Consider the following 25,574-nt stretch of genomic DNA (forward strand, 5'->3'; position numbering starts at 1 on the left):
ACGAAACATAGGCGAGCAAAACCTATGAGACCCGAAGGCTTCACAGATTTTGCTGCTTGAAGGCCTTACTGTTTCTTCTTAGGAGCGAGCACCATGATCATCTGGCGGCCTTCGATCTTCGTAGGGAAGGATTCGACTACTGCCAGTTCACTCAGATCGTCACGGACGCGGTTAAGCACTTCCATACCGATCTGTTGGTGGGCCATCTCACGACCGCGGAAACGCAGTGTGATCTTGGCCTTATCGCCATCTTCCAGAAAGCGAATCAGGCTGCGGAGTTTTACCTGATAATCGCCATCGTCGGTACCAGGACGGAATTTGATTTCCTTAACCTGGATAACTTTTTGCTTTTTCTTCTGTTCCTTAGAAGACTTACTCTTTTCATAAAGGAACTTGCCGTAGTCCATGATACGACAAACTGGCGGTTCGGCGTTAGGGCTGATTTCAACTAAATCTACTCCAGCTTCTTCAGCCTTTTCGATTGCTTCTCTCAGACTCACAATCCCCAGTTGCTCACCTTCCAGACCTGTTAAGCGAACTTCCTGGGCGCGAATCTCGCCATTGATACGATTCGGACGTGCCGTTTGAACTCGTTTTCCGCCTTTAATACCTTATTCCTCCAGTTGTTGAAGACTGCGGCTGCGAATCTCTTGTTGCAGCTTCTCAATCACTTCACTTACGTCCAGGCTGCCCAGGTCTTTACCACGGCGGGTGCGAACGGCCACTTTGCCTGCTTCCACCTCTTTATCACCACAGACCAACATATACGGGACACGACGTAAAGTGTGCTCGCGGATTTTAAAGCCAATCTTCTCATTTCTCAAGTCTGCTTTTACGCGAATGCCCGCATTTTGTAGTTTCTGCGTCAATTCTTTAACGTATTCAGACTGAGAATCGGTAATGTTCATCACTACAACCTGCACTGGCGCAAGCCAGGTTGGGAAGAAGCCCGCGAATTCTTCGGTCAGGATGCCGATGAAGCGCTCCAGAGAACCGAGGATAGCACGGTGAATCATTACCGGTACCTGACGCTCGTTGTCTTCGCCAACATAAGAGGCGCTTAAACGCTGCGGCAGGGAGAAGTCCAGCTGTACAGTACCGCACTGCCATGCACGATCGAGGCAGTCATACAGGGTAAATTCAATTTTCGGACCGTAGAATGCGCCCTCACCCAGCTGGTATTCGAACGGAATACCGTTCTCTTCCAGCGCAACGGCGAGATCCGCTTCTGCGCGATCCCAGGTCTCGTCGCTACCGATACGTTTTTCCGGACGCGTTGAGAGTTTGACGACGATCTTCTCGAAGCCAAAGGTGCTGTACATATCGTAGACCATACGAATACAGGCGTTAACTTCATCACGTACCTGATCTTCCGTACAGAAGATATGCGCATCATCCTGAGTAAAGCCGCGAACACGCATCAGACCGTGCAGCGCACCTGATGGCTCATTACGGTGGCAGCTACCGAACTCTGCCATACGCAGCGGCAGGTCGCGGTAGGATTTCAGACCCTGGTTGAAGATCTGAACGTGGCCCGGGCAGTTCATTGGCTTGATGCAGTATTCACGGTTCTCAGAAGAGGTAGTGAACATCGCATCTTTGTAGTTGTCCCAGTGGCCGGTTTTTTCCCACAGCACACGGTCCATCATGAACGGACCTTTCACTTCCTGATACTGGTACGCTTTCAGCTTGGAGCGCACGAACGTTTCCAGTTCACGGAAGATAGTCCAGCCGTCGTTATGCCAGAACACCATACCCGGTGCTTCTTCCTGCATATGGTACAGGTCAAGCTGCTTACCGATTTTACGGTGGTCACGTTTAGCCGCTTCTTCCAGGCGCTGGAGGTACGCGCTCAGGGCTTTTTTATCTGCCCACGCGGTACCATAAATACGCTGCAACATCTTGTTGTTGCTGTCGCCACGCCAGTAAGCACCTGCGATTTTCATCAGTTTAAAGTGATGGCAGAAGCGCATATTCGGCACGTGCGGCCCACGGCACATGTCGATGTATTCTTCGTGATGGTACAAGCCAGGCTTGTCATCATGAGAGATATTTTCATCAAGAATAGAGACTTTATAGCTCTCGCCACGCTTCACGAAGGTCTCACGCGCTTCGTGCCAGCTGACTTTCTTCTTAATGACGTCATAGTTGCTTTCGGCGAGCTCGTGCATACGTTTTTCGAGCGCGTCGATATCTTCCTGGGTCAGGGTATGGTCAAGGTCAACGTCGTAGTAGAAACCGTTGTCGATAACCGGGCCAATCGCCATTTTGGTGTTTGGCCACAGCTGTTTGATGGCATGACCTAACAGGTGCGCGCAGGAGTGACGAATGATTTCCAGACCTTCTTCGTCCTTCGCTGTGATGATAGACAGCTTCGCATCGTTTTCAATCAGGTCGGAGGCATCAACCAGCTCACCATTAACACGGCCAGCGATGGTCGCTTTCGCGAGTCCAGGACCGATGTCCAGGGCAACATCCATTGGGCTAACAGCGCGGTCGTAATGGCGTTGGCTGCCATCAGGAAGAGTAATTACAGGCATTTTATATCCTTATTTGCAGTGATGCCCCACACATAAGAGCATATACAAAGAAAATAATCGTGATTTGACAGTAGATTACGACACCATCTGACCAACAATCGTCAAATTGGCTCGTCATCATGCACCCACCGAAATCAGACAATGGCGGATTTACGGCAAGCCTTGCCATGTTAACACTAACAAAAGGGAGAATGCACCCTCTGCCGCCAGATTGATCCCTGGCACTTTCGCATGAATTTGCAGGGCGCAAATCCCAGGTGCTCGCATTCCCGAGATGCTGGGCTAATCTTGAACAGGTCCTTAAACCCAAAGGGGCATACGATGAATGTATCCAGTAGAACAGTTGTGATATTGAATATACTTTCAGCCACCGGTTTATTATTGATTCTCGCAGAGCGATTCCACTGGTTCTGACCCAGACCGTGCTGTGGCATAACCTGACGGAGCCAGGAAGCGGTATTTCCTCTCGTTTTTGATAGACTCCCCACATCAATGGACAAGGATGCAGGTTATGCCAACAAAACGATTTGCCGTAAAACACTGGAAAATGGTACTGGTGCTGATCGCTATCTGCGGTGCAATGTTGCTGTTACGTTGGGCGGCGATGATTTGGGGCTAAGACATTCCTGAACGTAAAAAAGCGGGTCGATAACGTTATCGACCCGCTTAAATTACATCTTATAGCCCAGAGAAATCGTGGTTCTGCGGTCGGTATGGTCCGGTGCAGTTTCTGGAGGTGATGAATTCCAGGTCACGTTATAGGCCACTTTCAGACCAAAGTGTTCGTTGATGGCTACGTTCAGCGCAGTCTCAGAGTTCAGCGTGGTATCGTCGGCACCAAACACAGACACACCCTGGGTAAATTTGGTGTTATCAGTCATCTGCCAGGCGTAAGTGCCGGATGCATAGCCGAGTGGCTGGGTTTTGGTTTCACCGTCGGTGAATTCGTCATACCGGACACCCGGACCGAATTCAAAACGGAAGCTGTGAACAGGCCCGTTCAGGAACTGACGACCATAACCCGTAGTGAACACATCGCGCTGGCGATACCCGTTGTAACGGTCGGTTAACCAGCTTGCCTGACCAAACAGGTAGTCATAGTCGGTCATGTTGTAACGGCTACGTCCGCCTACCGCATACTTCTCGGAAGAACGTTCGTCGTTAGCGGAGGTGTTACTGGCATTTCCCCACAGCGACCAGGCGGTAGAGCTACCGTACCAGGTCAGGGTACTGTCTGCCGTCAGAGAGGAGCTTTTCGTGTTACCGGATTGTGCCAGATACCCTGCGTTCAGGTTACCTTCAAAGGGTTTCTTCGCGGTGGTGGGATCGTCCATGACAGTAAAAACGGTATCATCGGCGGCCGCATTCATTGACGCAAACACGCCACCCGCCAGCATCAGTGCAGCGGGTACTGTCTTCAAAAGCTTCATTTTATTAAGGAGTCCGTACAACAAAAAAAGAGACCGTCACGGTCCCGGAAACTTTCTTGAGGCTCAACGACAAGGCGTCCAGAGAAAGGTAACAAATTATAAAAAGGCGCAAATAACATAGCAACGTTTTCTTATTTCATTTTTTGAATAAGAACGATCCCAAAAAGACTTTTATTGTATAAAACAAATCCCCCGCTTCTTTCCGTATTCATTTTTAAAATCATACTGTTATTTACATTGCCTTCTTGCCAATCGGTGCCAGACTTAACGTAACCCATACTAAAAGGAGGTAATAATGGTTTCTATTTATACGCTGACGCTCTCTCCTTCTCTTGATTCTGCGACGCTGACGCCACAGATTTACCCGGAAGGTAAACTACGCTGTAGCACCCCGGTGTTTGAGCCTGGCGGCGGTGGAATCAACGTGGCGCGAGCCATTACCCACCTCGGTGGCAAAGCGACAGCGATTTTCCCCGCGGGGGGAGCCACCGGTGAGCACCTGGTTTCTTTGCTGGCAGAGGAAAACGTTGCTGTGGAAACGGTCCACGCCAAAGACTGGACGCGACAAAACCTGCACGTTCAGGTGGATTCCAGCGGCGAGCAGTACCGTTTTGTCATGCCAGGGGCAAAGTTGAGTGACGATGAGTTTCGTCAACTTGAAGAGAAAGTGCTGGCGATTGAAAACGGTGCCTTACTCGTTATCAGCGGCAGTCTGCCACCCGGCGTCAGCACGGAAAAACTGACGTCGCTCATTCGCGCAGCACAACAGCGCGGTATCCGCTGCATTGTCGACAGTTCTGGAGAAGCGCTACGCGCCGCCTTAGAGCCGGGCAACCTTGAGCTGGTGAAACCCAACCAAAAAGAGTTAAGCGCGCTGGTCAACCGCGAGCTAACCCAGCCTGATGACGTTCGTACCGCCGCACAGGAGCTGGTGCGCAGTGGCAAAGCGCGACGCGTCGTGGTTTCGCTTGGCCCTCAGGGGGCGCTGGGCGTGGATGAAACGGGTTCCGTTCAGGTTGTCCCACCGCCGATGAAAAGCCAGAGTACCGTGGGCGCTGGCGACAGCATGGTCGGTGCGATGGCGCTGAAACTGGCGCAGGGCGCAACACTGCTGGAGATGACACGCTACGGCGTGGCGGCGGGTAGCGCCGCCACCATTAACCAGGGTACGCGTTTGTGTTCGCTCGCCGAGACGCAAAAAATCGTCGATTATCTGTCGCGACATTAACCCCCGTTCCCCTTCTTTAATGAAGGGGACGTGCTCTTCATAGTCGCCAAACGCAAACTATCGACTATGCTAAGAAAACTTTCATGATAACAATGAGGTGAATTATGAGCAGCGGTGACATCATTCGCTACGTCGTTACCATTCATATTCATGAAGCATCATTGACCGAACTCAATGAACTCAACAACACCTTTACCCGGGCCAATTTCCTGCTGACGCTTACGGATGATGACGGCAATATTCATGATTTAGGTACGCTCACATTTGGCCTGATTAGCGCCCTCAGCGAAGAAGAGATCCACACGCTGGCAAGCAGTCTGGTCGAAAGTGTTACCGACAAGCATGCTGAAACCGATGTAGAAACCTGGGAACGCTGGCAAAAAAAGGAACAATAAGTGCCCTGCATGAATTTAAACCGCTCAGGTGTGCGTTAGTTCGTATTTTTTTACCGCAATTTTGCGCTAACTTTATGATCTGGCAGACAACATGGGAGAGACATCATGTGGCAGGCTATCAGTCATCTTTTAAGTGAGCAACTGGGTGAAGGTGAAATTGAACTGCGTAACGAACTGCCAGGCGGAGAGATTCACGCCGCATGGCATTTACGCTACGCAGGACGCGATCTTTTCGTGAAATGCGATGAGCGGGAGTTACTCCCTATCTTCACCGCTGAAGCCGACCAGCTGGAGCTGTTATCGCGCAGTAAAACGGTCACCGTTCCTCGGGTCTGGGCCGTCGGCAGCGACCGCGATTACAGTTTTCTGGTCATGGAATACCTTCCTGCCCGCCCCCTGGATGCCCACAACGCGTTCATTCTTGGGCAACAGTTAGCACGTCTCCACCAATGGAGCGACCAGCCGCAGTTTGGCCTCGATTTTGATAACGACCTTTCCACTACCCCGCAGCCGAATACCTGGCAGCGCCGCTGGTCGACCTTTTTCTCCGAACAACGTATTGGCTGGCAACTGGAACTGGCCGCAGAAAAAGGGCTGGAGTTTGGCAATATCGACGCCATTGTCGAACACGTGCAACAACGTCTTGCTTCGCACCAGCCTCAGCCTTCGCTGTTGCACGGTGATTTGTGGTCAGGAAACTGCGCGCTGGGGCCAAATGGTCCGTTTATCTTCGATCCAGCCTGTTACTGGGGCGACCGGGAGTGCGACCTCGCTATGCTGCCACTGCATCCTGAACAACCGCCACAGATTTACGACGGATATCAGTCTGTTTCGCCCCTGCCGCAGGATTTCCTTGAGCGTCAGCCGGTGTACCAGCTGTACACCCTGATTAACCGTGCCATTCTGTTTGGTGGTGAGCATCTCGTGCAGGCGCAACGCGCGCTTGAACGCATGCTGGCGGCATAATGACAAAACGGGGTGGCATGACGCCCCCCTATTTCATTACAAAAAGCCCAGCAGAGAGAAGAAGAAGTACCCCGCCACAATGATGATGACCGGCAGGATATAAAGCGGGAAAATTTGCAGGAAAATGGTGTGACGCGGAACCACGATGCGGGATTCAATCTGTTCGCGGCTCATCCCTTCTGCACCTTTGGCCTGCTCAAGAATCAGCTGGTCTTCCACCCCTTCACGTAAAAACCGTGTCTGGCGGCTCATTCTCGCCCCTGATGCCTGTAATGCCATTGCGATAAAGATCAGCGCGTAGATAACCCAGAACCCGACATTAAGCTGCTGATGAAAATCCGGCGTTGGCGAATTAAACCAGAAGACGTTTAAAAAAGGCGTATTGAAACGCATCATCTCGATCATGACATGTGCAAAATCAAGCATTACCGCATTGATACCCGGCTGCTTTTCGCTGTGATCGTACATAAATTTGAGCACTGAAATCAGCGTGGAAATGACGGCCGGGATAAAAATCACCCAGCCAGCAACACGTTTTAAGACAGCAATGCGTCCAGCTTGTTGATACGTCATCAGTTCCCCTTCCAAAAGACGCGTTATTTGTGCCTAAGTCTACCTGCTGACCATCATTTTCGCCCGTTCTTTAAAGGCAATATGCTAAATTGCAGAGTGTACTTAGCATTTATACCCTAAAGAATTCGGGTATATCGTCTGTCGAACACCTTAGCCAGGGAGACATTGTGATGTCGACACCGCGCCAGATTGTTGCCGCTATTTTTGACATGGATGGATTACTGATTGATTCCGAGCCGCTGTGGGATCGGGCCGAACTGGACGTCATGGCCAGCCTGGGCGTCGATATCAGTCGTCGGAATGAACTGCCGGATACGCTGGGCCTGCGCATCGATATGGTGGTTGAACTTTGGTATGCCCACCAGCCGTGGGTTGGCCCCAATCACGGCGAAGTTACCGCACGCATTATCAACCGCGCCATTGCGCTGGTTGAAGAGTACAAACCGCTTCTGCCCGGCGTGCGTGAAGCGGTAGCCCTGTGTAAAGCTCAGGGGATGAAGGTTGGACTGGCCTCCGCCTCCCCACTGCATATGCTGGAAAAAGTGCTCACCCTGTTTGAGCTGCGTGACAGTTTCGATGCCCTGGCCTCAGCCGAAACGCTGCCCTATAGCAAACCCCACCCGCAGGTCTATATGGACTGCGCAGCGAAGCTGGGTCTTGATCCGCTGGTATGCGTGGCACTGGAAGATTCCGTTAACGGCATGGTGGCATCAAAAGCCGCGCGCATGCGCTCCATTGTGGTACCCGCCGAAGAAGGCCGTCACGACCCCCGTTTTGCACTTGCCGACGTGAAGCTCACCTCGCTGGCCAATCTGACGGTGCAACATTTGCGCGGTGAATAAGTAATATTCCAGTCTCGGAGGCGCGTATGACGCCGGGATAGTCGGTATCCTGCGCCCTCTGACACCCGTTTGTGACAAAGAGTTACACCGTCACCTCTTCCGCCTACTGTACAAAAACCCTATACTGTATGAATTGACAGTTTCCTGGGTTTTATCATGACGGCGGAAGGCCACCTGCTTTTTTCTATCGCGTGCGCAGTATTTGCCAAAAACGCTGAACTTACCCCCGTGCTGGCACAAGGGGACTGGTGGCATATTGTCCCTTCGGCCGTGTTGACCTGCCTGTTGCCCGATATTGATCATCCAAAATCATTCCTCGGGCAACGCTTGAAGTGGGTGTCGAAGCCCATCGCCCGCGCATTCGGCCATCGTGGGTTTACCCACAGCCTGCTGGCTGTCTTCGGCCTGCTCACGCTTTTCTATTTAAAGGTTCCTGAAAGCTGGATAGTCCCCGCCGATGCCATCCAGGGGATGGTGCTGGGTTATTTGAGCCATATTCTGGCCGATATGCTGACGCCTGCGGGCGTGCCACTACTCTGGCCATGCCGCTGGCGTTTCCGCCTGCCTATTCTCGCCCCTCAGAAAGGTAACCAGCTTGAGCGCGTTTTGTGCATGGCGCTGTTCGCTTATGCCGTCTGGATGCCCCAAACATTGCCCGAAAATAGTGCAGTCCGCTGGTCATCGCAGATGATCAATTCGCTGCAATTTCAGTTCGATCGTTTTATTAATCACCAGACAGAACATTAAACCAGCAAAATAATCGCATTTGTCATAACCCATTCCATTTGGATATAAGCGCGACATCACACTTCTGCTAACCTTGCGCCAACAGGCTCGGGAAAACCGACCACATAATAAATCAGGAGAACGGGGATGAATTTTCCACTCATCGCGAACGTTGTTGTGTTCGTTGTATTGCTATTGCTTCTGGCCCAGACACGCCACACACAGTGGAGTCTGGCGAAGAAAGTGCTGGCGGGTCTGGGCACAGGTGTTGTATTTGGTCTGGCATTACAGGCGATTTATGGCTCTGATAATCCGGTACTGAAAGATTCCATTCAGTGGTTTAATGTCGTCGGTAACGGCTACGTGCAACTGCTGCAGATGATCGTTATGCCGCTGGTGTTTGCCTCTATTCTGAGCGCCGTTGCCCGTCTGCATAATGCCACTCAGCTGGGTAAAATCAGCTTCCTGACCATTGGTACGCTGCTGTTCACCACCCTTATCGCCGCACTGGTCGGTGTGCTGGTCACCAACCTGTTTGGTCTGACTGCCGAAGGTCTGGTGCAAGGGTCTGCTGAAACGGCGCGTCTGGCGGCTATTCAGTCTAACTACGTCGGTAAAGTTGCCGATCTGACCGTGCCGCAAATGCTGCTCTCCTTCATTCCGAAGAACCCGTTTGCAGACCTGACCGGTGCAAGCCCAACCTCCATTATCAGCGTGGTGATCTTCGCAGCGTTCCTGGGTGTGGCTGCGCTGAAGCTGCTGAAAGACGATGCACCGAAGGGGCAGCGTGTTCTGACGGCGATTGATACCCTGCAAAGCTGGGTGATGAAACTGGTTCGTCTGGTGATGCAGTTAACGCCATACGGCGTGCTGGCACTGATGACCAAAGTGGTTGCGGGTTCAAACCTGCAGGACATCATCAAGCTGGGTAGCTTTGTGATTGCCTCTTACCTGGGTCTGGGCATCATGTTTGTGGTTCACGGCATCCTGCTGGGTGTGAACGGCATTAGCCCACTGAAATACTTCCGTAAAGTCTGGCCGGTACTGACCTTCGCGTTCACCAGCCGTTCCAGTGCGGCCTCTATTCCGCTGAACGTCGAAGCGCAGACTCGTCGTCTGGGTGTACCAGAATCTATCGCCAGCTTCTCAGCCTCCTTTGGTGCAACCATTGGTCAGAACGGCTGTGCGGGTCTCTACCCGGCGATGCTGGCCGTGATGGTTGCCCCGACGGTGGGTATCAACCCGCTGGATCCAGTCTGGATTGCCACCCTGGTCGGTATTGTTACCGTAAGCTCCGCAGGTGTGGCGGGTGTTGGCGGTGGCGCGACCTTCGCAGCATTGATTGTCCTGCCTGCACTGGGCCTGCCGGTAACGCTGGTTGCTCTGCTTATCTCTGTTGAACCACTGATCGACATGGGTCGTACCGCCCTGAATGTCAGCGGCTCCATGACGGCCGGTACGCTAACCAGCCAGTGGCTGAAGCAGACCGATAAAGCCGTACTGGAAAGTGAAGACGACGCTGAACTGGCGCACCGTTAATCCACTTCTGAAATAAAAAAACCGCCTGAGGGCGGTTTTTTTATGACTGTTATTCTTCAACATCACCATCCTGACGGATTTGCATTGCCCAGCGCTGCGCCGATTCCGGCACCGTGAAGGCAGGCGAACGGCGAAAGTGTTCACCTGCCAGCACGAAGGCCACATATTTGCCACGCAACTGCCAGACATCGCGAAAACCATCCACTTTCAGGGCGTGTTCAGGCGGAGCGGGCTCAACGCGGGGCACGTAGCTAATCACAGGGCGATTTTGTTGACGAAGTGGTTTCATAAGCGACGGGTTCACTAAAGCAAATTCTGACAGCAGGAAATTCCTATCATAGCCGATTCCGTCCCCACACGTCGCGCCTTCCATGCGGTATGCCGCCTCTTTCACGAAACCACCAGGCTGAAAACGTTCAGTTTATCCGCAACGACGCCGTACTTCAGTAAAAAAGCCGGGTGACGACTTAACCTCACCCGGCCTGCGATACCAACAATAACGGCACGTTTTATCAAAGATCCCCAAACGTTCCCAGACGATAGCCACGTTCCGCAATGGCATATTTCAGCGATGCCGACGTCAGCACATCCAGTTCCGCCAGACGCGGCCAGCAGTAGGCGCTTTTACGCACGGTATTATCGACAAACGCCGGGTGCGCCATCACTTCCAGCGACTTTTCACCACGCGCGGCTGAATCATCCAGCACCTGCAGGAACAGCGCTTCGCTGATCACTTCACCGTAAAACGCGCTGCTGAATCCCTCCGTTGTCGGCACAGAGAAGAACGACAGCCCGTGCAGCGCCTGCACTTCACGATCCACGCGCATCGCCACCCCTTTTCGTTGCGCAAACTCAGCGACGATGGGGAAAATCGCCGGGATCATATGCACATGGTGATGGCTGTCGATGTGTGTCGGTTCACGGCCAAACACATCAACAAAGCGGTTGAACTGACAATCCAGCTCGCGGGTAATCTCTTCAAGCGGCAGAGCGTCCTGCCCGGCCAGTTCCCAAATCCATTTCCCCAACTGTCCACCGCGCGTCAGCCCGGGCATGGGTGAAAGCGGCATCCCAAGCGTCAGCACAAAGTGCATGCCGACACCAAGCTCCGGGGTTTCACGGCTCAACAACGCCGCATGCTCAACCGCATCACCATTAATTAATGCCGTTGTTGAGGTCACTACGCCCCGGCGACAGGCTTCAATAATGCCGTAGTTCTGCCCTTTCGACAGGCCAAAATCATCGGCATTTACGATCAGCAGGTTTTCCATCGCACATCCCCTTAACGGTGTTTGAACTTCAGTTTCTCAACCGTCGCAGCAAAGTTTGGTAGCCATTTTTCATGCGCCAGGATCATCTCACTCGCCAGTTGCTCCGCGTCGCGGTCGGAATGCACCAGCGGACTGAGGTTTAGCGCCAGCAGGACATCATTCAGCTCACCGCTCAGCGCCGCATTGCTTGCCGCAATTTCAAACCCTTTGATGGTGTGGATGAGGCCCATCACTTTGTCATCAAAGTGAGTAATACGCGAATGCGGTTTGGCCCCCTCGCGGCCCAGAATGCAGGTCATCTCAACGGCCCAGTCGGCCGGGATGTTATCAATGTGTCCATGATGCGGCACGTTAACGTAGTGTTCAGCCTGCTTGTCGTTGTAAATGGCGTTGATCACCTCGCACGCCGCGTCCGAATAGTACGCCCCACCACGCTGCTCCAGCTCTTTCGGTTTGACGTTCAGGTTCGGATCTTTATACAAATCAAACAGCTGCTTTTCAACTTTCTGCACGACCTGAGCACGCGCGCCACCTTTATAGTATTCACCCATTTCGATGGCCAGCATCTCTTTCTGCTTGAAGTAGTAAAGCAGATACGAGCACGGCAGCAGGTTCAGGGAGCGGATCAGCCCTTCGCTGAACGGCAGGTCGAAGATGTTTTTCACAGAAGCGGCCGTCAGGCGGCCAGACGCCACGCCGTCGAGCAGCTCGGCAAAGCGCGATTTACCGTTCACCATCACATCTTTGATAAACACCATGTGGTTCAGACCGAACAGGTCGATGGAGAGATCGTCTTTGTCGGTCAGCTCCAGCACATCGCGGATAAACATCTTCATCCCAATCGGGATATTACACACGCCGATAAAGCGTTTGAAACTGGTGTGGCGGTAGACCGCTTCGGTCACCATTCCTGCCGGGTTGGTAAAGTTAATCACCCACGCGTTCGGGCAGATCTCTTCCACGTCTTTGATGATATCGAACACCACCGGAATGGTACGCAGACCTTTAAACAGGCCGCCCGCTCCGTTGGTTTCCTGGCCCAGATAACCGTGGCTCAGCGGAATACGCTCGTCCAGCTCACGCGCTTTCAGCTGGCCGACGCGCAGCTGCGTGGTCACGAAGTCGGCATCTTTCAGCGCCAGACGGCGATCCAGGGTTTTATGCACGGTTAACGGGACACCGGCTTTCTCAACCATGCGTTTGCACAGGTCGAAAATAATATTCAGCTTCTCTTGCCCTTCCTCAACGTCCACCAGCCATAATTCGCTCACCGGTAATTCATGATAACGTTTCAGAAAACCTTCCAGTAATTCCGGGGTATAACTGCTGCCGCCGCCAATGGTTACGACTTTTAATTTCTGTTGCATAATATCTCCCTTAGCGTATCAGGTTAACCGCCTGCAAGGTATAGCGTTCTCTTCCCGCTATTTGGGCAAGCGTTTAAGTCAATAGTCATGGCGGATATAACCGCCAAAAGTTAATTAATTACCGTCAAATTCTTTCGGTAACTGTTCGGTGTGAATGAGGTAAATTTCTTAAAGGTTTTAATAAACAGGCTGGGACTGCTGTAACCTGACTCATAAGCAATGTCGGTCACGGAGTAGTTGGTAATTTCCAGCTGTTTTTTGGCAAAATTAATGCGGATTTCATTAATGATCTGCACGGGTGTTTTTCGATAATAACGCTGAGTGGCACGGGTTAAATATTCCTGCGACTTACCCGACAGCGAAACCATATTTTCCAGTGCGTTATCACTGAACTGCCCTTTGTCATGCATCAGCTCAACGGTGCTACGGAGCCATTGCGGGATATCGTCAATTACCTGTTGTTCTTCACGGTGATGGCGAAGACGGTTCATCACGTAGAATGTCACGGTTTCAATAAACTCATCGAACTCATTGTCGCGGAAGTTAAGCGAGGCTATAACCGTTTCGATCCAGGTCATAAACTCATTTTTGACGCGATACACCTGTGACGCCACAAAGCAGAACGGGACCAGCGGCAGATAGTGTTTCTCAAAGAAGCGCTTACTGACACCCACATTAAGAATGCGGGTGGCACCAAATTCATAAAAGCTCTGGTGATAGGACCCCATCGGCAGGAAGACAAAGTCACCGCGCTCCAGCAGAACGCGTTTGCCGTTAATCTCCTGGTAGTAGCGGCCAGTCAGAACAATCGTGAACTCGTAGTAGTCATGCTGATGCAGACCGCTGGCGCTCTCCGTCTTGTTGTAGATAACCACGTGAAAATTCTTGCCATTAAACAGTTGCTGCTCAAGTGCGGTTTTAATTTCCATCGTGCTGACCTCCTGCTACTGAATCTGACTTACTGCATCTTTTCGTGAAGCTCGATTAACTCCGCCACCAGCTCACGTGCCAGCATGGAGGTCATCAGGTGATCCTGGGCATGCACCAGCACCAGGCTGACCTTCATCTTCCCTTCGCCTTGATCACCTTCAATCAGTTTTGTCTGCACGAGGTGAGCTTCATTCAGCGCGGTACGGGACTGCTCCATCATGGTTTTCGCTGCCGCGAAATCACCCTGTTTGGCCTGCCGAAGCGCGGCATACGCCAGGCTGCGCGCCTGACCGGAATTGATGATAAGGCCCATCACGACTTCTTCTAAATCATTCTCTGCGCTTTCTTCGGCAACGATACTATCCAAATCTAACATCTTTTAGCTCCTTTTCACTGGCGCGGGTTGCCCCGCGCCGTGCAATTTTAGAATTTCAGTGAGAGGGCAATATCCTCTTCGCTCTCTTCTTCATCGATAATGGTTGCAGCTTTGTTCGCAATCGCCACGAATGGCATGTAGAGCATTGTCGAAATCCCGAGGTTGAATATCGCCAGCAGGAAGGCGGCTACGCTACCGTTAGTGTTGAAGAACGCGCCCAGACCCGCCGGCATTGTCCACGGTGCAATGTTGGTGATTGGCGGGATAATTCCCAGGTAATACGCCGTCAGGGTAATCGCGGCCAGCAGCGGCTGAATCAGGATGAACGGGATGAACATTACCGGGTTCATGATGATTGGCAGACCAAACAGGATCGGTTCGTTAATCTGGAAGATGCCTGATGGCAGCGCCAGCTTCGCAACCTGGCGATAGTCAGCACGACGAGAGACAATAAAGACCGCGATGATCAGACCCAGCGTCGCCCCGGTACCCCCCAGGAAGATATAGGAATCAAGCATCGGCTTCGCCCACACATGGAAGGTTTTACCGGCTGCCAGCGCCGCATCAACGGAACCGTACTGCTGGTAAAGCGCAACGTTTTCCAGTGCCCACGGGGTCATAATACCGCTGTCCAGCGCTGCCAGTGCCAGTGAACCATGCACGCCGAAGAACCACAGCAGGGAGGTAAAAATCACATACGCCCAACCGACCACTCCACCCATTGACGCCAGCGGCGTAGAGATAGAGTCCATGATGATCTGGTGGAAGTTTGTGCCCCAGTGAGAGAGCACCCAGGCAATAATCCCCATGATGGAGAGAATAATGAAGCCTGGAATCAACGCGGAAAATGAACGAGAAACGGAAGCGGGTACGCTGTCCGGCAAACGGATCACCCAGTTGCGACGGATAATAAAGGTGAACATTTCGGCAACCACCAGACCGATAACAATACCGGAAATAATGTTTGCCCCACCCAGCCAGTTGGCACCGACTGCGTAAGCCTCACCCACGCTATAAGGCGTTACGGTCATAAAAGCGGCGACGGATAATAACCCCGCAGCCAGCGGATCAACTTTACGCTCTTCTGCCAGCGCCATCCCAATAAAGAAAGGGGCCATCAGCGACATAATACCCAACGTACCGTTGTATACGTTGCCGCCGATGGCTTTAAAACCATTAAGGGTTTCAATAGTGGAAGCGTCTAACCGAATTCCTAATGAATAAAAGAAGGAACCTTCACCAAAGCTCAGAAAAACGTTGTTAATTAAAACGAACATTGCCCCGGCCAGCGTCAACGGCATTAATTTAATAAAACCGTTTTTGATGGCATTAACGTGAGGCTGCTTTCCTATTTTAACAGCAAAAGGAAGGAGTACCTTTTCAAGTGAAGCGATGACTTTACTCATAGGAAAATACCCTTAAATGCCGCAACGAGGGTTACGGCGTATTGTGTGTGAAATTACTCTTTGACGGGAAAAATAAAAAATTAATTTGCAGCTCTTTTAATCGCTGCAACGGCAGCTTTTAATACACCTAAACCATCAATTTTGCCGTACAGCGCAGAGTCGATCACTTCGACAGGCTTATTGGGTAACAAGCGCTGGATTTCCGGCAACATATAAGCGATTTGTGGCCCCAGTAATACGACATCGGCCGTCTGTCCCTTTTCGCCCGCCAGCGTTTCTGGAAACGCTTCAATCACCACAGGGACTTCATACTTTTCGGCCTGCGTACGCATCTTTGACACCAGCAGTGAAGTTGACATGCCCGCTGAACAGAACAGATAGATATGTTTCTTTTCCATAGTCATTTCCCTCTTGTATGACTACCTGCCGTCGCGCTATCACTCGACTCGCTGTCCTGGCTGACAGGTAGTTTGTTCGCTATTGTTTATCGTTGAAGTGAGTATACGGCATGGTACAAGGAGGGGATAATTCTGAACAGACTCAAATTGTCTCTGGTTGACCTGGCTTGTTGACTACCTTCACATTTCAGGTAAATAATTCGCGCAAATAAATAAGATTTACGTATGTATAAAAAAAACCGGCACGCAGGCCGGTTTGTTAACATTCTCAGGCTAGCAGGGTTATTTCACCTTAGCCGCCTGCGGATCGGTATCGTACTCGGCGCAGGTCTGGTAACCCGAATTGATCACGTGTCCAGTATCGTCCAGCGCGACAAAGTAGGTTTCAGCCTTACCATCTCGTTGACCCAGGATATAGGTCTGACACGTACCACGCGCATGAATCATCGTGATTTCAGACGATGGTTTACCGGCAATCGCGGCGACCTGCGAGCGTGTCATCCCTTTTTTGACGTCTTTAACCACAGGTTGTGTGAACTGATCTTTGGTGCGATCGTAAGCTGTACACCCTGCCAGCATAGTCAGAACCGCCGCTGCACCCAGAATTCCTGCTATGTTCTTGTTCATTTCCCGTCCTCTTGTTTATCAACGCGTTACCTAAGCATGGAATAAAAAGTACTATTGTTCAACTTTGCGGGTTATGCCAGATGAATTTTGGAAAATTCCAGTAAAACAGCGATAAGCTGCTAAATCGCCGTAATTTAACCCACTCGAAACTGTGATCCTTGTCGTTTTACGCCCGAAGAGTTAGCTTTAACAGATCATACTTTCTGTTTCGTTCTGCATAGGGAGGGCGTCATGGCTCTGCAACAAGAAATTATTCAGGCGCTGGGCGCAAAACCAGCAGTAGACGCAAATGAAGAGATCCGTCGAAGCGTCGACTTTTTAAAATCCTATTTGAAAACCTATCCCTTTCTGAAGTCGCTGGTGCTGGGTATCAGTGGGGGTCAGGACTCCACGCTGACCGGCAAGCTGTGTCAGATGGCCATTTCCGAACGGCGTGAAGAGACCGGCGATGAAACGTTACAGTTTATCGCGGTACGCCTTCCTTATGGTGTGCAGGCAGACGAGCAGGATTGCCAGGATGCGATCGAGTTTATCCAGCCAGACCGCGTCCTTACCGTGAATATCAAAGGTTCAGTGCTGGCGAGTGAGCAGGCACTGCGTGAGGCAGGTATTGAGCTGAGCGATTTTGTCCGTGGCAACGAAAAAGCCCGCGAACGCATGAAAGCGCAATACAGCATTGCGGGAATGACCAAAGGCGTTGTCGTGGGTACCGACCATGCGGCTGAAGCGATCACGGGGTTCTTCACCAAGTACGGCGACGGGGGCACTGATATCAACCCGATCTTCCGTCTGAACAAACGTCAGGGGAAGCAGTTGCTTGCCACGCTGGGCTGCCCGGAACATCTTTATAAGAAAGCGCCAACGGCCGATCTGGAAGACGATCGCCCTTCCCTGCCGGATGAAGCCGCGCTGGGCGTCACTTACGACAACATTGATGATTACCTGGAAGGTAAAAAACTGGATGAAGGTACCGCGAAGATCATTGAGGGCTGGTATCTGAAAACCGAGCACAAACGCCGTCCACCGATCACCGTGTTTGATGATTTCTGGAAGAGATAATCGTCTGTGATGATTGCGGGTGGCGGTCCATAGCAGACCGCCATCCGGTACAAGGAACAGCCTGAACGATTGCTCAGTGGCCGGGTAGCCAGGTTATTTCGCTGAACAGTAACGTTCCTTTCGACTCCAGCAAACGGAGAGTATGCGTTCCTTCCTCCCAGCTTGCACCCTGATCGGCCGTCAGCAATTTTTCGCCAAGCTGCCACGCGCCGCTTAACACCAGAACCACGCCACCGCGTGAGCCAAAGGTGGTAAACGTGCGGTCAGCAACGCGGACTTTCGCCTGACAGCAGTCCCGCCGGGTCATAATATTGAAGTCCATCGACATCTTCCCGTCGGTAAGCAGCGCTTTCACCGGTAGATCGCCCGAAAAACTAAAAGGCTGGTGATGCTTCAGGGTATGGCAAAACGCCTTACCGGCATCCAGCGTTACCTCTCCCCCTTCCAGCAAGGCGATCACCCGATCGACGCCGGGGAACGAAGAGAATTCGCCATTACTGGCAATGGAGGCAATGCTGGCGCGCCAGAAAAAATCACGCGTCGCGGGAGGAAAACAACAAATTTCACGAGTCTCGCCAGCACCATTGCGCCAGAGACTGACCGGCATTTTACGGATATCAAAAAACTCCATCACCACTCCTGAAAGGCACAGCATGCGCCCGGGCAAGGATATCGCTATCGTTGCTGTCTTGTTTGTTATCGTTGGGTACTCACAGACGTATTATCGGCAACAGAACAGGCAGGCCTTAGCTGGATGCGAATAAAAATTCTAACACCATGACTCTGCTATACATTCTCTGAAGCGACTACAGGAGGATACCGCGCTTATGGCGGCAGGCAAGAGGGATAAAAGAAAAAACCGCCGGCCCTGTCCACAGCGATTGCGCTTTTGTGGACAGGATCCCGGCGGTCTTAAGATGTTGAACCGATTATTCGGTTGGTGCAGGCATTTTACCTTCCAGCGCCGGACGTTCTGTCAGACGCTTCTCAAAATTGGCATTAAATTGTTTTTTCTGTTCAGGGGTCAGAATGTTGTAGATCTTGTTCTGGGTTTCCATGTGAGCCAGCATGCGGGCTTTATTCTGCTCAGCCATTTTGTCGATTTGCGCTTCGGCTTTTGCCTTATCGAAGCTGTCGCTGGCAATGATGTCATGCATCGCGCGGCGCTCTTCCAGCGAAGGACGTTTCATCTGGTCACGCTGGCTTTTCATGATGTCGCGCACCTGCTGCTTCTGCGCATCGGTCAGGTTCAGACCTTTAAACATCATGTCGTGGTTCATACCCGGCATGCCCTGATGATGCATCATCATTTTGCCTGACAGCGGCGCGGCAGGGGTGGTGGTTGCGGTATCTGCGGCGAACGCCATGCTGGTAGCGCCCAGAGCCAGGGTAGAAGCAACAAACAGTGCAGTTAACTTACGCATAATTTATTTCCTTACTTTCAGTTATTCTTCGGCGCTATGCCGTGTTGACGAGATTAACTTTACAAGGTTTAGCGTCAATTAGTCAGAGCATTGGTAAAGCAATGAAAGTGTAAAAAACACTTTATCGCCAATTATGGAGAAATTAAGAATAAAACGTGGAGAGTTGAAACAAAAAATATTCAATATGATGATTTTAAAGAAATTATGAGAGAGTATAGCGAAGCAATGCTTATTTTGAAAGCAATCACCCAGGAATAATCTGTAAAAACTCGCTAAGCGCTTTATTTGCGAAGAAAATAAGTTTTTGGCGAAAATAGAAATGATAACTCATACGATTTGCCCCTCTTTCCACAAGAGGGGCAAACCGGCTCAGCTCATTTTTTCCAGCATCAACCCGGCTCTCAGCCCAAACGCGACGGAAGGGTTCGGGAACAGGACATACTCCGTGGCTTTCTGCACCTCATAGCGCTCATCACCGTCCTCTGCCAGCAATACCCCCTGGCGGAATGGCGTGAAGTTCAGCGTATGTGCCGCCATGTGAAGAAGGAAGGCATCGCTGCGGCGCGTTATCTGTTGTACAACCCGATAACGCTCAACGGGTTCATGTGCGTGCTCAGGCGCGGTTCCGCCCAGCAGCGCCCGAAGCGCAAGATGCGTAGGTGCAAAGCGCGTGAGATCGTTCTGCCCAAATGGCAGTGCTTTTCCCAGCTCCAGCGTGCAGGCCAGCGCCCCGAAATGTTCGCAGGTAAAATGGGTGAACGTTCCTCCCGGTGACTGATGGAATACCAGCGCTTCCAGACCCGCATCCCCCAGCCAGCTCAGGAACGTTTCATCCCACGGCTGATGACGCTGCGGTAAAACACCAAAGCGTACATGGTATGACGCCCGGATCGCCGTATGCAGATCAAGATGCCAGCGGTCTGGCCCAGCGGTGGCAAAAAACGTGGCCACCACCTTCTCCAGCCACTGCGCGCGCACCGTTTCGTCACCCTGCGGGAACTGCGACCAGCGGCCACCGAACATCCGGTTAATATCACTCAACAGATAACGCTTATTTTGCGCCAGCGCAGGTGGATTCCCGAGCACCACCAGCAGACGGCATTGCAGGGTGATATCACCGCGATACAATGCGCGCAGCAGCAGGTCGACAATCTCAACGGGTGCAGTTTCGTTACCGTGAATGCCGGTTGAAAGCAGAAGCGACAGCGTATACTTCCCGGATGGCGTCAGCTCAAGCACTCCGCGCCCCAGCCACCGCCAGTGGAATGAGGGGCCTTCCCCCTCAGCCTGCTCAGGCATGTCGTCTGCCAGCGTCAGCGCCAGTAAATTTTCCATATCCTCTCCTTTAGCGCTGGAATGGATAAACCGACCCCAGCTGCAGGATCGTCGTTAACGCATCCAGCGCCTCGCGGCCTTCACGCAGCAGCTGCGGGTCGACCAGATCGGCCGGCGTTAATCTGTCGCGATAGTAACGATCCACCCAGTCATTCAGGGTATTAAAGAGCGTATCGTTCATCATGACGGCAGGATTCACCGCCTGCATTTCGTTCTGCGTCAACACCACGCGCAGACGTAAACACGCCGGGCCACCGCCGTTTGCCATACTTTCGCGCAGGTCAAACACGCGCAGTTCGTCAATCGGGTTATCGGCTTTCACCAGCTCGCTCAGATAACGCCACACCCCTGCATGGTTGCGGGACTCCTGCGGCAGCACCAGCATCATGCTGCCGTCATCACGGCTCAACAGCTGGCTGTTGAACAGATAGGTTTCAACCGCATCCTGCACGCTGACCGCGTCAGTCGGCACCTGAACCGGCATAAACCCGGGAACACGCTCATGCAGCGTAGCGAGCAGTTTCTCCTGATGGGCAAACGCCTGCTCGTGGCAGAACAACACCTGACGGTTAGAGACGGCAATGACGTCGTTGTGGAACACGCCCTGATCGATCACTTGCGGGTTCTGTTGGGCGAAAATCAGCTGTGAAGGATTAACCTGATTCAGGCGCGCAACCGCCTGGCTTGCCGCCAGCGTCTGACGGGCAGGATAACGGGTTGGCTCAGCGTGGCCCCCCTCCTCGCGCCCGTAAATAAACAGCTGCAAGCCGGGCTCACCATAATCGCCCCCCAGACGGTTATGGTTCGCCGCCCCTTCATCGCCAAACATCGCCACCTGCGGCAGCGCCTGGTGTACGTCAAAATGGGTGTCATTATGGAAAATGGCGCGCAGCACGCGCTCGGTGGTGTCCGCTTCGGTGGCGCGGTGGAACTTGTTATTCAGGTTCGCGACCGTCAAATGGACTTTGCCATCCAGCGTATCGGCTGACGGCGCGACGGTTGCCGCATTTGCCACCCACATCGAAGAGGCGGAGCTGGCCGCAGAGAGCAGGTATGGCGTCTGGGTGCCCGCTTTTTCAACCACCTGCTCGTCACTGCCGCTGAAACCAAGCTGACGCAGGACGGCCACGTTTGGCCGCTCCTGAGGGGGGATCACCGCCTGCGGAAAACCCGCATCCGAGAGGGCTTTCATTTTCAGCAGCCCCTGCTTCGCCGCCAGTTTCGGGTTAGAGACCTGAAAACGGTGCTTCGTCGAGGCTTCATTACCAAACGACAGGCCAGCATAGTGGTGCGTCAGCCCCACCAGCCCGTCAAAGTTCACTTCACGCGCTTTCATGGCTATCCCCCTGGGTAAAATCCAGACCCGGATTCAGCGTCTCCGGCAGCGTCAGCGCGGGTGTTTCCAGGCTTGCCATTGGCCATGCGCAGTAATCTGCCGCATACCATGCGCTGGCGCGATGGTTGCCCGACGCCCCCACGCCGCCAAACGGGGCGGTGCTCGCTGCGCCGGTAAGCGGTTTGTTCCAGTTCACAATCCCCGCGCGCGCTTCGAGCAGCAGCTGATCAAACTTCTCGCGATGAGGTGAAATCAAACCGCTCGACAAACCGTAGCGGGTGTTATTCGCCATCCTGATGGCACTGTCAAAATCGTCATAGCGCCAGACACACAGTAATGGGCCGAAGACCTCTTCATCCGGCACGTTGCTCGTGCCGCTCATCTCAACAATGCCCGGTGTCAGCAGCGACGTACCTGGCTGAACCTGCTTCGGCTCCAGCAAGGTTTTCGCGCCCCGCGCCACATGAGCCTGCCAGGCTTTCAACACGTTCTCTGCCGCCTGCGCTGAAATCAGCCCGCCGATAAACGGCTGGGGGTCTGCATCCCACTTAGCAGGCATCAGACGTGCGCTCACTTCGACCAGACGTTTCAGGAACGCATCGCCCTGTGCGCCACGCTTCACCAGCAACCGACGGGCACAGGTGCAGCGCTGTCCGGCGGTAATAAAGGCTGACTGGATCGTCAGATGCACAGCGGCATCAATATCGTCGGGATCTTCCACAATCAGCGGATTATTACCGCCCATTTCCAGGGCAAGGATTTTCTCCGGCTGTCCTGCCAGTTGGCGGTGCAGTTGATAGCCCGTACCGGCGCTGCCGGTGAACAGCAGGCCGTCAATGTCATTTAGCGCACTCAGCGCCTGGCCGGTTTCACGCCCGCCCTGCACCAGGTTGAGTACGCCTGGTGGTAAACCCGCCTGCTCCCAGAGTTTCACCACCGCCTCACCGGTTAACGGCGTTAACTCACTCGGTTTGAAAATGACGGTATTGCCCGCCAGCAACGCAGGCACAATATGGCCGTTTGGCAGATGGCCCGGGAAGTTATACGGGCCAAATACCGCGAGCACGCCGTGCGGACGGTGGCGCAGCGTGGCCGCCCCGTCGGGCATTTCAGTGTGTTGTTCACCGGTACGGGTATGGTATGCCTTCACCGAAATGGCGATTTTGTTAATCATCGCCGTCACTTCGGTTGTGGCTTCCCAGCGAGGCTTACTGGTTTCGGAAGCAATAATTCGCGTCAGTTCAGCCTTATTCACCTCAAGCAGTGCGGCAAATTTTTCAACAATCGTCTGACGCGCGGAGAAAGGCTGTTTCGCCCACGCCGGGAACGCACGACGCGCGGCGTGACAGGCTTGTTCCACCTGCGCGGTGCTGGCATCATTTCCCTTCCAGAGCACCTCTTGCCCCACCGGGTTCGTTTTCACGCGATGTTCGCCCTCGCCCGCCACCCAGTCACCGTTAATCCATAAAGTCATGCTGTTTTCTCCTCAGGGCAGAGTCGCACCAGGCGCACCGTGTCGCCGGCATTACATTTCAGGGCATCAAGCTGTGCGGCGGTCAGCACCAGACGTTCACATTTCGGATCGGTGCGTATCAGCATGGCGCGGAAATTATCATAATGTTCGTTAGACACCAGGCACGCCGGCCATTCACCCGGCGCAGGCTGGCCTTCAGACACTGTCACCAGGCGGCTTTTACGGATCGCACGCACGCGGTCAATATCGCACTCAAGCGTAGGCCCGCCGTCAAAGATGTCGACGTAATTGCGGTAGCGGAAGCCTTCTTTCTCCAGCACCGCGCGGGCAGGGGCCGTTTGCGGATGCACTTCACCGATCACCGCCTGCGCTTCCGGGCTTAAGAAATGGGTATAAATAGGATGTTTCGGCATCAGCTCGGCGATAAACGCTTTCTGCCCGGTACCGCAGAGATAGTCCGCGCGGCTAAACTCCATTGAAAAGAAGCGTTCGCCCAGGCTTTCCCAGAACGGGGAATAGCCTTTGTCGTCGATCACACCGCGCATCTCAGCAACCACTTTTTCGTTGAAGCGGTCGCGGAACGCCGCCATAAACATAAAGCGCGACTTGGAGAGTAAATAACCGTTGCCCTCCTTGCGCCACGCCGGATCGAGAAACAGCGTGCAGAGCTCGCTGGCACCGGTGTGGTCATTACAGAGAAACAGCGTTGGCAGTGCGTTATAGACGTTCAGCTCTTTCGAGGCGTGAACCATCGTACCAACCCGGTAGTTGTACCACGGGTCATTTAGCCCCACAGCCACTTCGATGGCGCAAATCCCGGCGACTGCGCCCGTTTCAGTATCTTCCAGCACGAACACATAGCCCTGTTCGCTTTTCGGCAACGTCCCTTGCCAGGTTTGCAGGGCGCGCTCAATGCGCGCCGACAGCGTTTTTTCATCGGCAGGAAGCGAGGTCAGCCCGCCTCCTGTCTTACCGGCAAGCAGCATAAGCCCGGCGAGATCGCCGCGCTCAACGGGACGGATGACCATCATGATGACACCCCGGACTTCACATGTTCACAGGCCAGCGCAAAACGATCTAACCCGGTTTTCACCTCTTCTTCACTGACAACCAGCGCAGGGGCAAACCGCACCACGTTGGCACCGGCAATCAGCACCATCACGCCCATTTTTGCTGCTTCCTGTGAAATAAGTTTAGCTTTTCCGGCAAACTCAGGCGTGAGTTCACAGCCAATTAACAGCCCCAGACCACGGATCTCTTTAAACAGGCCGGTTTTGCTGTTGATGGCATTCAGGCGTTCAACAAACCAGTCGTGACGCTGTTTCACGCCGTTCAGCACTTCCGGGGTGTTGATGATATCCAGTACCTGCCCGGCCACGGCGGATGCCAGCGGGTTACCGCCGTAGGTGGTACCGTGAGTACCAACGGTCATCACGCTGGCGAATTTATCCGTTGTCAGCATCGCCCCCACCGGGAAACCGCCGCCCAGCGCTTTAGCGGTAGAGAGAACGTCCGGCGTAACGCCATAGTGCATATAGGCATACAGCTCACCGGTGCGGCCCACGCCCGTCTGCACTTCGTCAAAAATCAGCACTGCGTTATGACGATCGCACAGCTCGCGCAGCCCCTGCAGGAATGCTTTCTGCGCCGGAAGCACACCGCCTTCACCCTGCATTGGCTCGACAATCACCGCACAGGTGGTATCGCTGATAAGCTCGCTGGCCGACGCCAGATCGTTATAAATGCCGTGACGGATATCTGGCGGCAGCGGCGCAAAATCCTGGGAGTAGGACGGTTGACCACCCGCGCTCACGGTAAAGAGCGTGCGGCCGTGGAAAGCATTTTTAAACGCGACAATTCCGCTCTTATGCACGCCAAATTTATCGTGCGCATATTTACGCGCCAGCTTCAGCGCGGCTTCGTTCGCTTCCGCACCCGAGTTACAGAAAAAGACTTTTTCCGCAAAGGTGGCGTCGATCAGTTTTTTCGCCAGACGCAGTGCTGGCTCGTTGGTGTAGCCATTGCCGGTATGCCAGAACTTTGCCGCCTGATCGTTCAGCGCCTGACGCAGTGCCGGGTGCGCATGACCCAGCGCATTGACCGCAATCCCACCCGCAAAGTCGATATACTCTTTGCCCTGCTGATCCCACAGGCGTGAGCCTTCCCCACGTACCGGAATAAAAGCCGCCGGGGCGTAAACCGGCATCATCCATTCATCAAAATTTTCACGCGTAATTGACAGAGACATAGCGACCTCATCCGGTAAATAAAAGGTTGTTTAAATGTTAAATAATTGAGTGTTTGCCCTGTGAATGTAGATTGCAGAGTTCGT

General features: G+C 53.1%; 28 protein-coding genes. 9 read left to right on the forward strand and 19 right to left on the reverse strand.

What is annotated here, in order from left to right:
* Nucleotides 1–65 precede the first annotated feature (65 nt).
* Nucleotides 66–608: a translation initiation factor IF-3 gene (gene infC / locus ACHHZ6_RS07695; RefSeq protein ID WP_023616141.1), complete on the reverse strand. Its 543-nt coding sequence runs from the start codon at nucleotides 606–608 to the stop codon at nucleotides 66–68.
* A gap of 3 nt (nucleotides 609–611) precedes the next feature.
* Nucleotides 612–2,540, reverse strand: coding sequence for a threonine--tRNA ligase (thrS, locus tag ACHHZ6_RS07700; protein WP_182271158.1), 1,929 nt, complete (start codon nucleotides 2,538–2,540; stop codon nucleotides 612–614).
* Nucleotides 2,541–2,861: 321 nt separating this feature from the next.
* Between thrS and yncL the strand changes: the two genes are divergently transcribed.
* Nucleotides 2,862–2,954 carry a stress response membrane protein YncL gene (gene yncL / locus ACHHZ6_RS07705; protein ID WP_021241082.1) on the forward strand — a complete coding sequence of 31 codons (93 nt, stop codon included), beginning with the start codon at nucleotides 2,862–2,864 and terminating at the stop codon, nucleotides 2,952–2,954.
* A gap of 97 nt (nucleotides 2,955–3,051) precedes the next feature.
* Nucleotides 3,052–3,159, forward strand: coding sequence for a small membrane protein YniD (yniD, locus tag ACHHZ6_RS07710; protein ID WP_008500658.1), 108 nt, complete (start codon nucleotides 3,052–3,054; stop codon nucleotides 3,157–3,159).
* 52 nt (nucleotides 3,160–3,211) lie between these two features.
* Here the strand turns inward: yniD and ACHHZ6_RS07715 are convergent, their stop codons facing one another.
* Nucleotides 3,212–3,970, reverse strand: a complete 759-nt coding sequence (locus ACHHZ6_RS07715; protein WP_182271157.1) for a YdiY family protein — start codon at nucleotides 3,968–3,970, stop codon at nucleotides 3,212–3,214.
* 295 nt (nucleotides 3,971–4,265) lie between these two features.
* Here ACHHZ6_RS07715 and pfkB point away from each other — a divergent pair, with 295 nt between their 5' ends.
* The 3 genes from pfkB (at nucleotide 4,266) to ACHHZ6_RS07730 (ending at nucleotide 6,559) form a co-directional block, all read left to right on the forward strand.
* Nucleotides 4,266–5,198 carry a 6-phosphofructokinase II gene (gene pfkB / locus ACHHZ6_RS07720; RefSeq protein WP_182918577.1) on the forward strand — a complete coding sequence of 311 codons (933 nt, stop codon included), beginning with the start codon at nucleotides 4,266–4,268 and terminating at the stop codon, nucleotides 5,196–5,198.
* A gap of 104 nt (nucleotides 5,199–5,302) precedes the next feature.
* Nucleotides 5,303–5,593, forward strand: coding sequence for a type V toxin-antitoxin system endoribonuclease antitoxin GhoS (gene ghoS / locus ACHHZ6_RS07725; RefSeq protein ID WP_395122060.1), 291 nt, complete (start codon nucleotides 5,303–5,305; stop codon nucleotides 5,591–5,593).
* A 105-nt stretch (nucleotides 5,594–5,698) separates the two neighbouring features.
* The gene (locus ACHHZ6_RS07730; RefSeq protein WP_196391180.1) at nucleotides 5,699–6,559 is read left to right on the forward strand and encodes a fructosamine kinase family protein; all 861 of its coding nucleotides are present in this window, start codon (nucleotides 5,699–5,701) and stop codon (nucleotides 6,557–6,559) included.
* Between the two features lie 36 nt (nucleotides 6,560–6,595).
* Here ACHHZ6_RS07730 and ACHHZ6_RS07735 read toward each other — a convergent pair whose 3' ends face one another.
* A complete protein-coding gene (locus tag ACHHZ6_RS07735) occupies nucleotides 6,596–7,132 on the reverse strand; it encodes a YniB family protein (protein ID WP_182271153.1) in 537 nt (178 codons plus the stop codon).
* A 170-nt stretch (nucleotides 7,133–7,302) separates the two neighbouring features.
* Between ACHHZ6_RS07735 and hxpB the strand changes: the two genes are divergently transcribed.
* The 3 genes from hxpB (at nucleotide 7,303) to ACHHZ6_RS07750 (ending at nucleotide 10,239) form a co-directional block, all read left to right on the forward strand.
* Nucleotides 7,303–7,974 (forward strand): hexitol phosphatase HxpB, encoded by a 672-nt coding sequence (gene hxpB, locus ACHHZ6_RS07740; protein ID WP_182271152.1) that lies wholly within the window; start codon nucleotides 7,303–7,305, stop codon nucleotides 7,972–7,974.
* A gap of 156 nt (nucleotides 7,975–8,130) precedes the next feature.
* Complete coding sequence (locus ACHHZ6_RS07745) at nucleotides 8,131–8,721, forward strand: metal-dependent hydrolase (protein WP_182271151.1); 591 nt, start codon at nucleotides 8,131–8,133, stop codon at nucleotides 8,719–8,721.
* A 126-nt stretch (nucleotides 8,722–8,847) separates the two neighbouring features.
* The gene (locus tag ACHHZ6_RS07750; protein WP_182271150.1) at nucleotides 8,848–10,239 is read left to right on the forward strand and encodes an L-cystine transporter; all 1,392 of its coding nucleotides are present in this window, start codon (nucleotides 8,848–8,850) and stop codon (nucleotides 10,237–10,239) included.
* A 49-nt stretch (nucleotides 10,240–10,288) separates the two neighbouring features.
* Here ACHHZ6_RS07750 and cedA read toward each other — a convergent pair whose 3' ends face one another.
* From cedA to osmE, 8 genes are all read right to left on the reverse strand, one after another.
* Nucleotides 10,289–10,528: a cell division activator CedA gene (gene cedA / locus ACHHZ6_RS07755; RefSeq protein WP_230857858.1), complete on the reverse strand. Its 240-nt coding sequence runs from the start codon at nucleotides 10,526–10,528 to the stop codon at nucleotides 10,289–10,291.
* A gap of 223 nt (nucleotides 10,529–10,751) precedes the next feature.
* The gene (gene chbG, locus ACHHZ6_RS07760; RefSeq protein ID WP_182271149.1) at nucleotides 10,752–11,510 is read right to left on the reverse strand and encodes a chitin disaccharide deacetylase; all 759 of its coding nucleotides are present in this window, start codon (nucleotides 11,508–11,510) and stop codon (nucleotides 10,752–10,754) included.
* 11 nt (nucleotides 11,511–11,521) lie between these two features.
* Nucleotides 11,522–12,877: a 6-phospho-beta-glucosidase gene (locus ACHHZ6_RS07765; RefSeq protein WP_182271148.1), complete on the reverse strand. Its 1,356-nt coding sequence runs from the start codon at nucleotides 12,875–12,877 to the stop codon at nucleotides 11,522–11,524.
* Nucleotides 12,878–12,987: 110 nt separating this feature from the next.
* Nucleotides 12,988–13,806 carry a transcriptional regulator ChbR gene (chbR, locus tag ACHHZ6_RS07770; protein WP_182271147.1) on the reverse strand — a complete coding sequence of 273 codons (819 nt, stop codon included), beginning with the start codon at nucleotides 13,804–13,806 and terminating at the stop codon, nucleotides 12,988–12,990.
* Nucleotides 13,807–13,835: 29 nt separating this feature from the next.
* On the reverse strand, nucleotides 13,836–14,183 hold the full coding sequence (gene chbA, locus ACHHZ6_RS07775) for a PTS N,N'-diacetylchitobiose transporter subunit IIA (RefSeq protein WP_045285271.1): 348 nt from the start codon (nucleotides 14,181–14,183) through the stop codon (nucleotides 13,836–13,838).
* Between the two features lie 47 nt (nucleotides 14,184–14,230).
* Nucleotides 14,231–15,589 (reverse strand): PTS N,N'-diacetylchitobiose transporter subunit IIC, encoded by a 1,359-nt coding sequence (gene chbC / locus ACHHZ6_RS07780; protein WP_395122061.1) that lies wholly within the window; start codon nucleotides 15,587–15,589, stop codon nucleotides 14,231–14,233.
* A gap of 80 nt (nucleotides 15,590–15,669) precedes the next feature.
* Complete coding sequence (gene chbB / locus ACHHZ6_RS07785; protein ID WP_182271145.1) at nucleotides 15,670–15,987, reverse strand: PTS N,N'-diacetylchitobiose transporter subunit IIB; 318 nt, start codon at nucleotides 15,985–15,987, stop codon at nucleotides 15,670–15,672.
* Between the two features lie 282 nt (nucleotides 15,988–16,269).
* The gene (osmE, locus tag ACHHZ6_RS07790) at nucleotides 16,270–16,614 is read right to left on the reverse strand and encodes an osmotically-inducible lipoprotein OsmE (RefSeq protein ID WP_182918580.1); all 345 of its coding nucleotides are present in this window, start codon (nucleotides 16,612–16,614) and stop codon (nucleotides 16,270–16,272) included.
* Between the two features lie 231 nt (nucleotides 16,615–16,845).
* On the opposite strand from osmE, the gene nadE reads away from it, so the two are divergent.
* The gene (gene nadE, locus ACHHZ6_RS07795; protein ID WP_182271143.1) at nucleotides 16,846–17,673 is read left to right on the forward strand and encodes an ammonia-dependent NAD(+) synthetase; all 828 of its coding nucleotides are present in this window, start codon (nucleotides 16,846–16,848) and stop codon (nucleotides 17,671–17,673) included.
* A 73-nt stretch (nucleotides 17,674–17,746) separates the two neighbouring features.
* Here the strand turns inward: nadE and ves are convergent, their stop codons facing one another.
* From ves to ACHHZ6_RS07830, 7 genes are all read right to left on the reverse strand, one after another.
* The gene (gene ves, locus ACHHZ6_RS07800; protein WP_182271142.1) at nucleotides 17,747–18,304 is read right to left on the reverse strand and encodes an environmental stress-induced protein Ves; all 558 of its coding nucleotides are present in this window, start codon (nucleotides 18,302–18,304) and stop codon (nucleotides 17,747–17,749) included.
* Between the two features lie 298 nt (nucleotides 18,305–18,602).
* Nucleotides 18,603–19,097, reverse strand: a complete 495-nt coding sequence (spy, locus tag ACHHZ6_RS07805; protein ID WP_182271141.1) for an ATP-independent periplasmic protein-refolding chaperone Spy — start codon at nucleotides 19,095–19,097, stop codon at nucleotides 18,603–18,605.
* 369 nt (nucleotides 19,098–19,466) lie between these two features.
* The gene (astE, locus tag ACHHZ6_RS07810; RefSeq protein ID WP_196391178.1) at nucleotides 19,467–20,432 is read right to left on the reverse strand and encodes a succinylglutamate desuccinylase; all 966 of its coding nucleotides are present in this window, start codon (nucleotides 20,430–20,432) and stop codon (nucleotides 19,467–19,469) included.
* A 10-nt stretch (nucleotides 20,433–20,442) separates the two neighbouring features.
* Nucleotides 20,443–21,768 (reverse strand): N-succinylarginine dihydrolase, encoded by a 1,326-nt coding sequence (gene astB / locus ACHHZ6_RS07815; protein ID WP_395122062.1) that lies wholly within the window; start codon nucleotides 21,766–21,768, stop codon nucleotides 20,443–20,445.
* Nucleotides 21,755–23,242, reverse strand: coding sequence for a succinylglutamate-semialdehyde dehydrogenase (astD, locus tag ACHHZ6_RS07820; RefSeq protein WP_395122063.1), 1,488 nt, complete (start codon nucleotides 23,240–23,242; stop codon nucleotides 21,755–21,757). Before astD ends, astB begins: the two co-directional genes overlap by 14 nt.
* The gene (astA, locus tag ACHHZ6_RS07825; RefSeq protein ID WP_182271137.1) at nucleotides 23,239–24,273 is read right to left on the reverse strand and encodes an arginine N-succinyltransferase; all 1,035 of its coding nucleotides are present in this window, start codon (nucleotides 24,271–24,273) and stop codon (nucleotides 23,239–23,241) included. Before astA ends, astD begins: the two co-directional genes overlap by 4 nt.
* On the reverse strand, nucleotides 24,270–25,490 hold the full coding sequence (locus tag ACHHZ6_RS07830) for an aspartate aminotransferase family protein (protein WP_182271136.1): 1,221 nt from the start codon (nucleotides 25,488–25,490) through the stop codon (nucleotides 24,270–24,272). Before ACHHZ6_RS07830 ends, astA begins: the two co-directional genes overlap by 4 nt.
* Between the last annotated feature and the right edge of the window lie 84 nt (nucleotides 25,491–25,574).

It is taken from the genome of Enterobacter cloacae complex sp. 2024EL-00214 (assembly GCF_043945575.1).
In the GTDB taxonomy this organism is placed as follows: domain Bacteria; phylum Pseudomonadota; class Gammaproteobacteria; order Enterobacterales; family Enterobacteriaceae; genus Enterobacter; species Enterobacter cloacae_P.

Coding starts and splice junctions, on each gene's coding strand:
- thrS (WP_182271158.1), bottom strand. CDS start 2,540: ATGCCTGTAATTACTCTTCCTGATGGCAGCCAACGCCATTACGACCGC.
- yncL (WP_021241082.1), top strand. CDS start 2,862: ATGAATGTATCCAGTAGAACAGTTGTGATATTGAATATACTTTCAGCC.
- yniD (WP_008500658.1), top strand. CDS start 3,052: ATGCCAACAAAACGATTTGCCGTAAAACACTGGAAAATGGTACTGGTG.
- ACHHZ6_RS07715 (WP_182271157.1), bottom strand. CDS start 3,970: ATGAAGCTTTTGAAGACAGTACCCGCTGCACTGATGCTGGCGGGTGGC.
- pfkB (WP_182918577.1), top strand. CDS start 4,266: ATGGTTTCTATTTATACGCTGACGCTCTCTCCTTCTCTTGATTCTGCG.
- ghoS (WP_395122060.1), top strand. CDS start 5,303: ATGAGCAGCGGTGACATCATTCGCTACGTCGTTACCATTCATATTCAT.
- ACHHZ6_RS07730 (WP_196391180.1), top strand. CDS start 5,699: ATGTGGCAGGCTATCAGTCATCTTTTAAGTGAGCAACTGGGTGAAGGT.
- ACHHZ6_RS07735 (WP_182271153.1), bottom strand. CDS start 7,132: ATGACGTATCAACAAGCTGGACGCATTGCTGTCTTAAAACGTGTTGCT.
- hxpB (WP_182271152.1), top strand. CDS start 7,303: ATGTCGACACCGCGCCAGATTGTTGCCGCTATTTTTGACATGGATGGA.
- ACHHZ6_RS07745 (WP_182271151.1), top strand. CDS start 8,131: ATGACGGCGGAAGGCCACCTGCTTTTTTCTATCGCGTGCGCAGTATTT.
- ACHHZ6_RS07750 (WP_182271150.1), top strand. CDS start 8,848: ATGAATTTTCCACTCATCGCGAACGTTGTTGTGTTCGTTGTATTGCTA.
- cedA (WP_230857858.1), bottom strand. CDS start 10,528: ATGAAACCACTTCGTCAACAAAATCGCCCTGTGATTAGCTACGTGCCC.
- chbG (WP_182271149.1), bottom strand. CDS start 11,510: ATGGAAAACCTGCTGATCGTAAATGCCGATGATTTTGGCCTGTCGAAA.
- ACHHZ6_RS07765 (WP_182271148.1), bottom strand. CDS start 12,877: ATGCAACAGAAATTAAAAGTCGTAACCATTGGCGGCGGCAGCAGTTAT.
- chbR (WP_182271147.1), bottom strand. CDS start 13,806: ATGGAAATTAAAACCGCACTTGAGCAGCAACTGTTTAATGGCAAGAAT.
- chbA (WP_045285271.1), bottom strand. CDS start 14,183: ATGTTAGATTTGGATAGTATCGTTGCCGAAGAAAGCGCAGAGAATGAT.
- chbC (WP_395122061.1), bottom strand. CDS start 15,589: ATGAGTAAAGTCATCGCTTCACTTGAAAAGGTACTCCTTCCTTTTGCT.
- chbB (WP_182271145.1), bottom strand. CDS start 15,987: ATGGAAAAGAAACATATCTATCTGTTCTGTTCAGCGGGCATGTCAACT.
- osmE (WP_182918580.1), bottom strand. CDS start 16,614: ATGAACAAGAACATAGCAGGAATTCTGGGTGCAGCGGCGGTTCTGACT.
- nadE (WP_182271143.1), top strand. CDS start 16,846: ATGGCTCTGCAACAAGAAATTATTCAGGCGCTGGGCGCAAAACCAGCA.
- ves (WP_182271142.1), bottom strand. CDS start 18,304: ATGGAGTTTTTTGATATCCGTAAAATGCCGGTCAGTCTCTGGCGCAAT.
- spy (WP_182271141.1), bottom strand. CDS start 19,097: ATGCGTAAGTTAACTGCACTGTTTGTTGCTTCTACCCTGGCTCTGGGC.
- astE (WP_196391178.1), bottom strand. CDS start 20,432: ATGGAAAATTTACTGGCGCTGACGCTGGCAGACGACATGCCTGAGCAG.
- astB (WP_395122062.1), bottom strand. CDS start 21,768: ATGAAAGCGCGTGAAGTGAACTTTGACGGGCTGGTGGGGCTGACGCAC.
- astD (WP_395122063.1), bottom strand. CDS start 23,242: ATGACTTTATGGATTAACGGTGACTGGGTGGCGGGCGAGGGCGAACAT.
- astA (WP_182271137.1), bottom strand. CDS start 24,273: ATGATGGTCATCCGTCCCGTTGAGCGCGGCGATCTCGCCGGGCTTATG.
- ACHHZ6_RS07830 (WP_182271136.1), bottom strand. CDS start 25,490: ATGTCTCTGTCAATTACGCGTGAAAATTTTGATGAATGGATGATGCCG.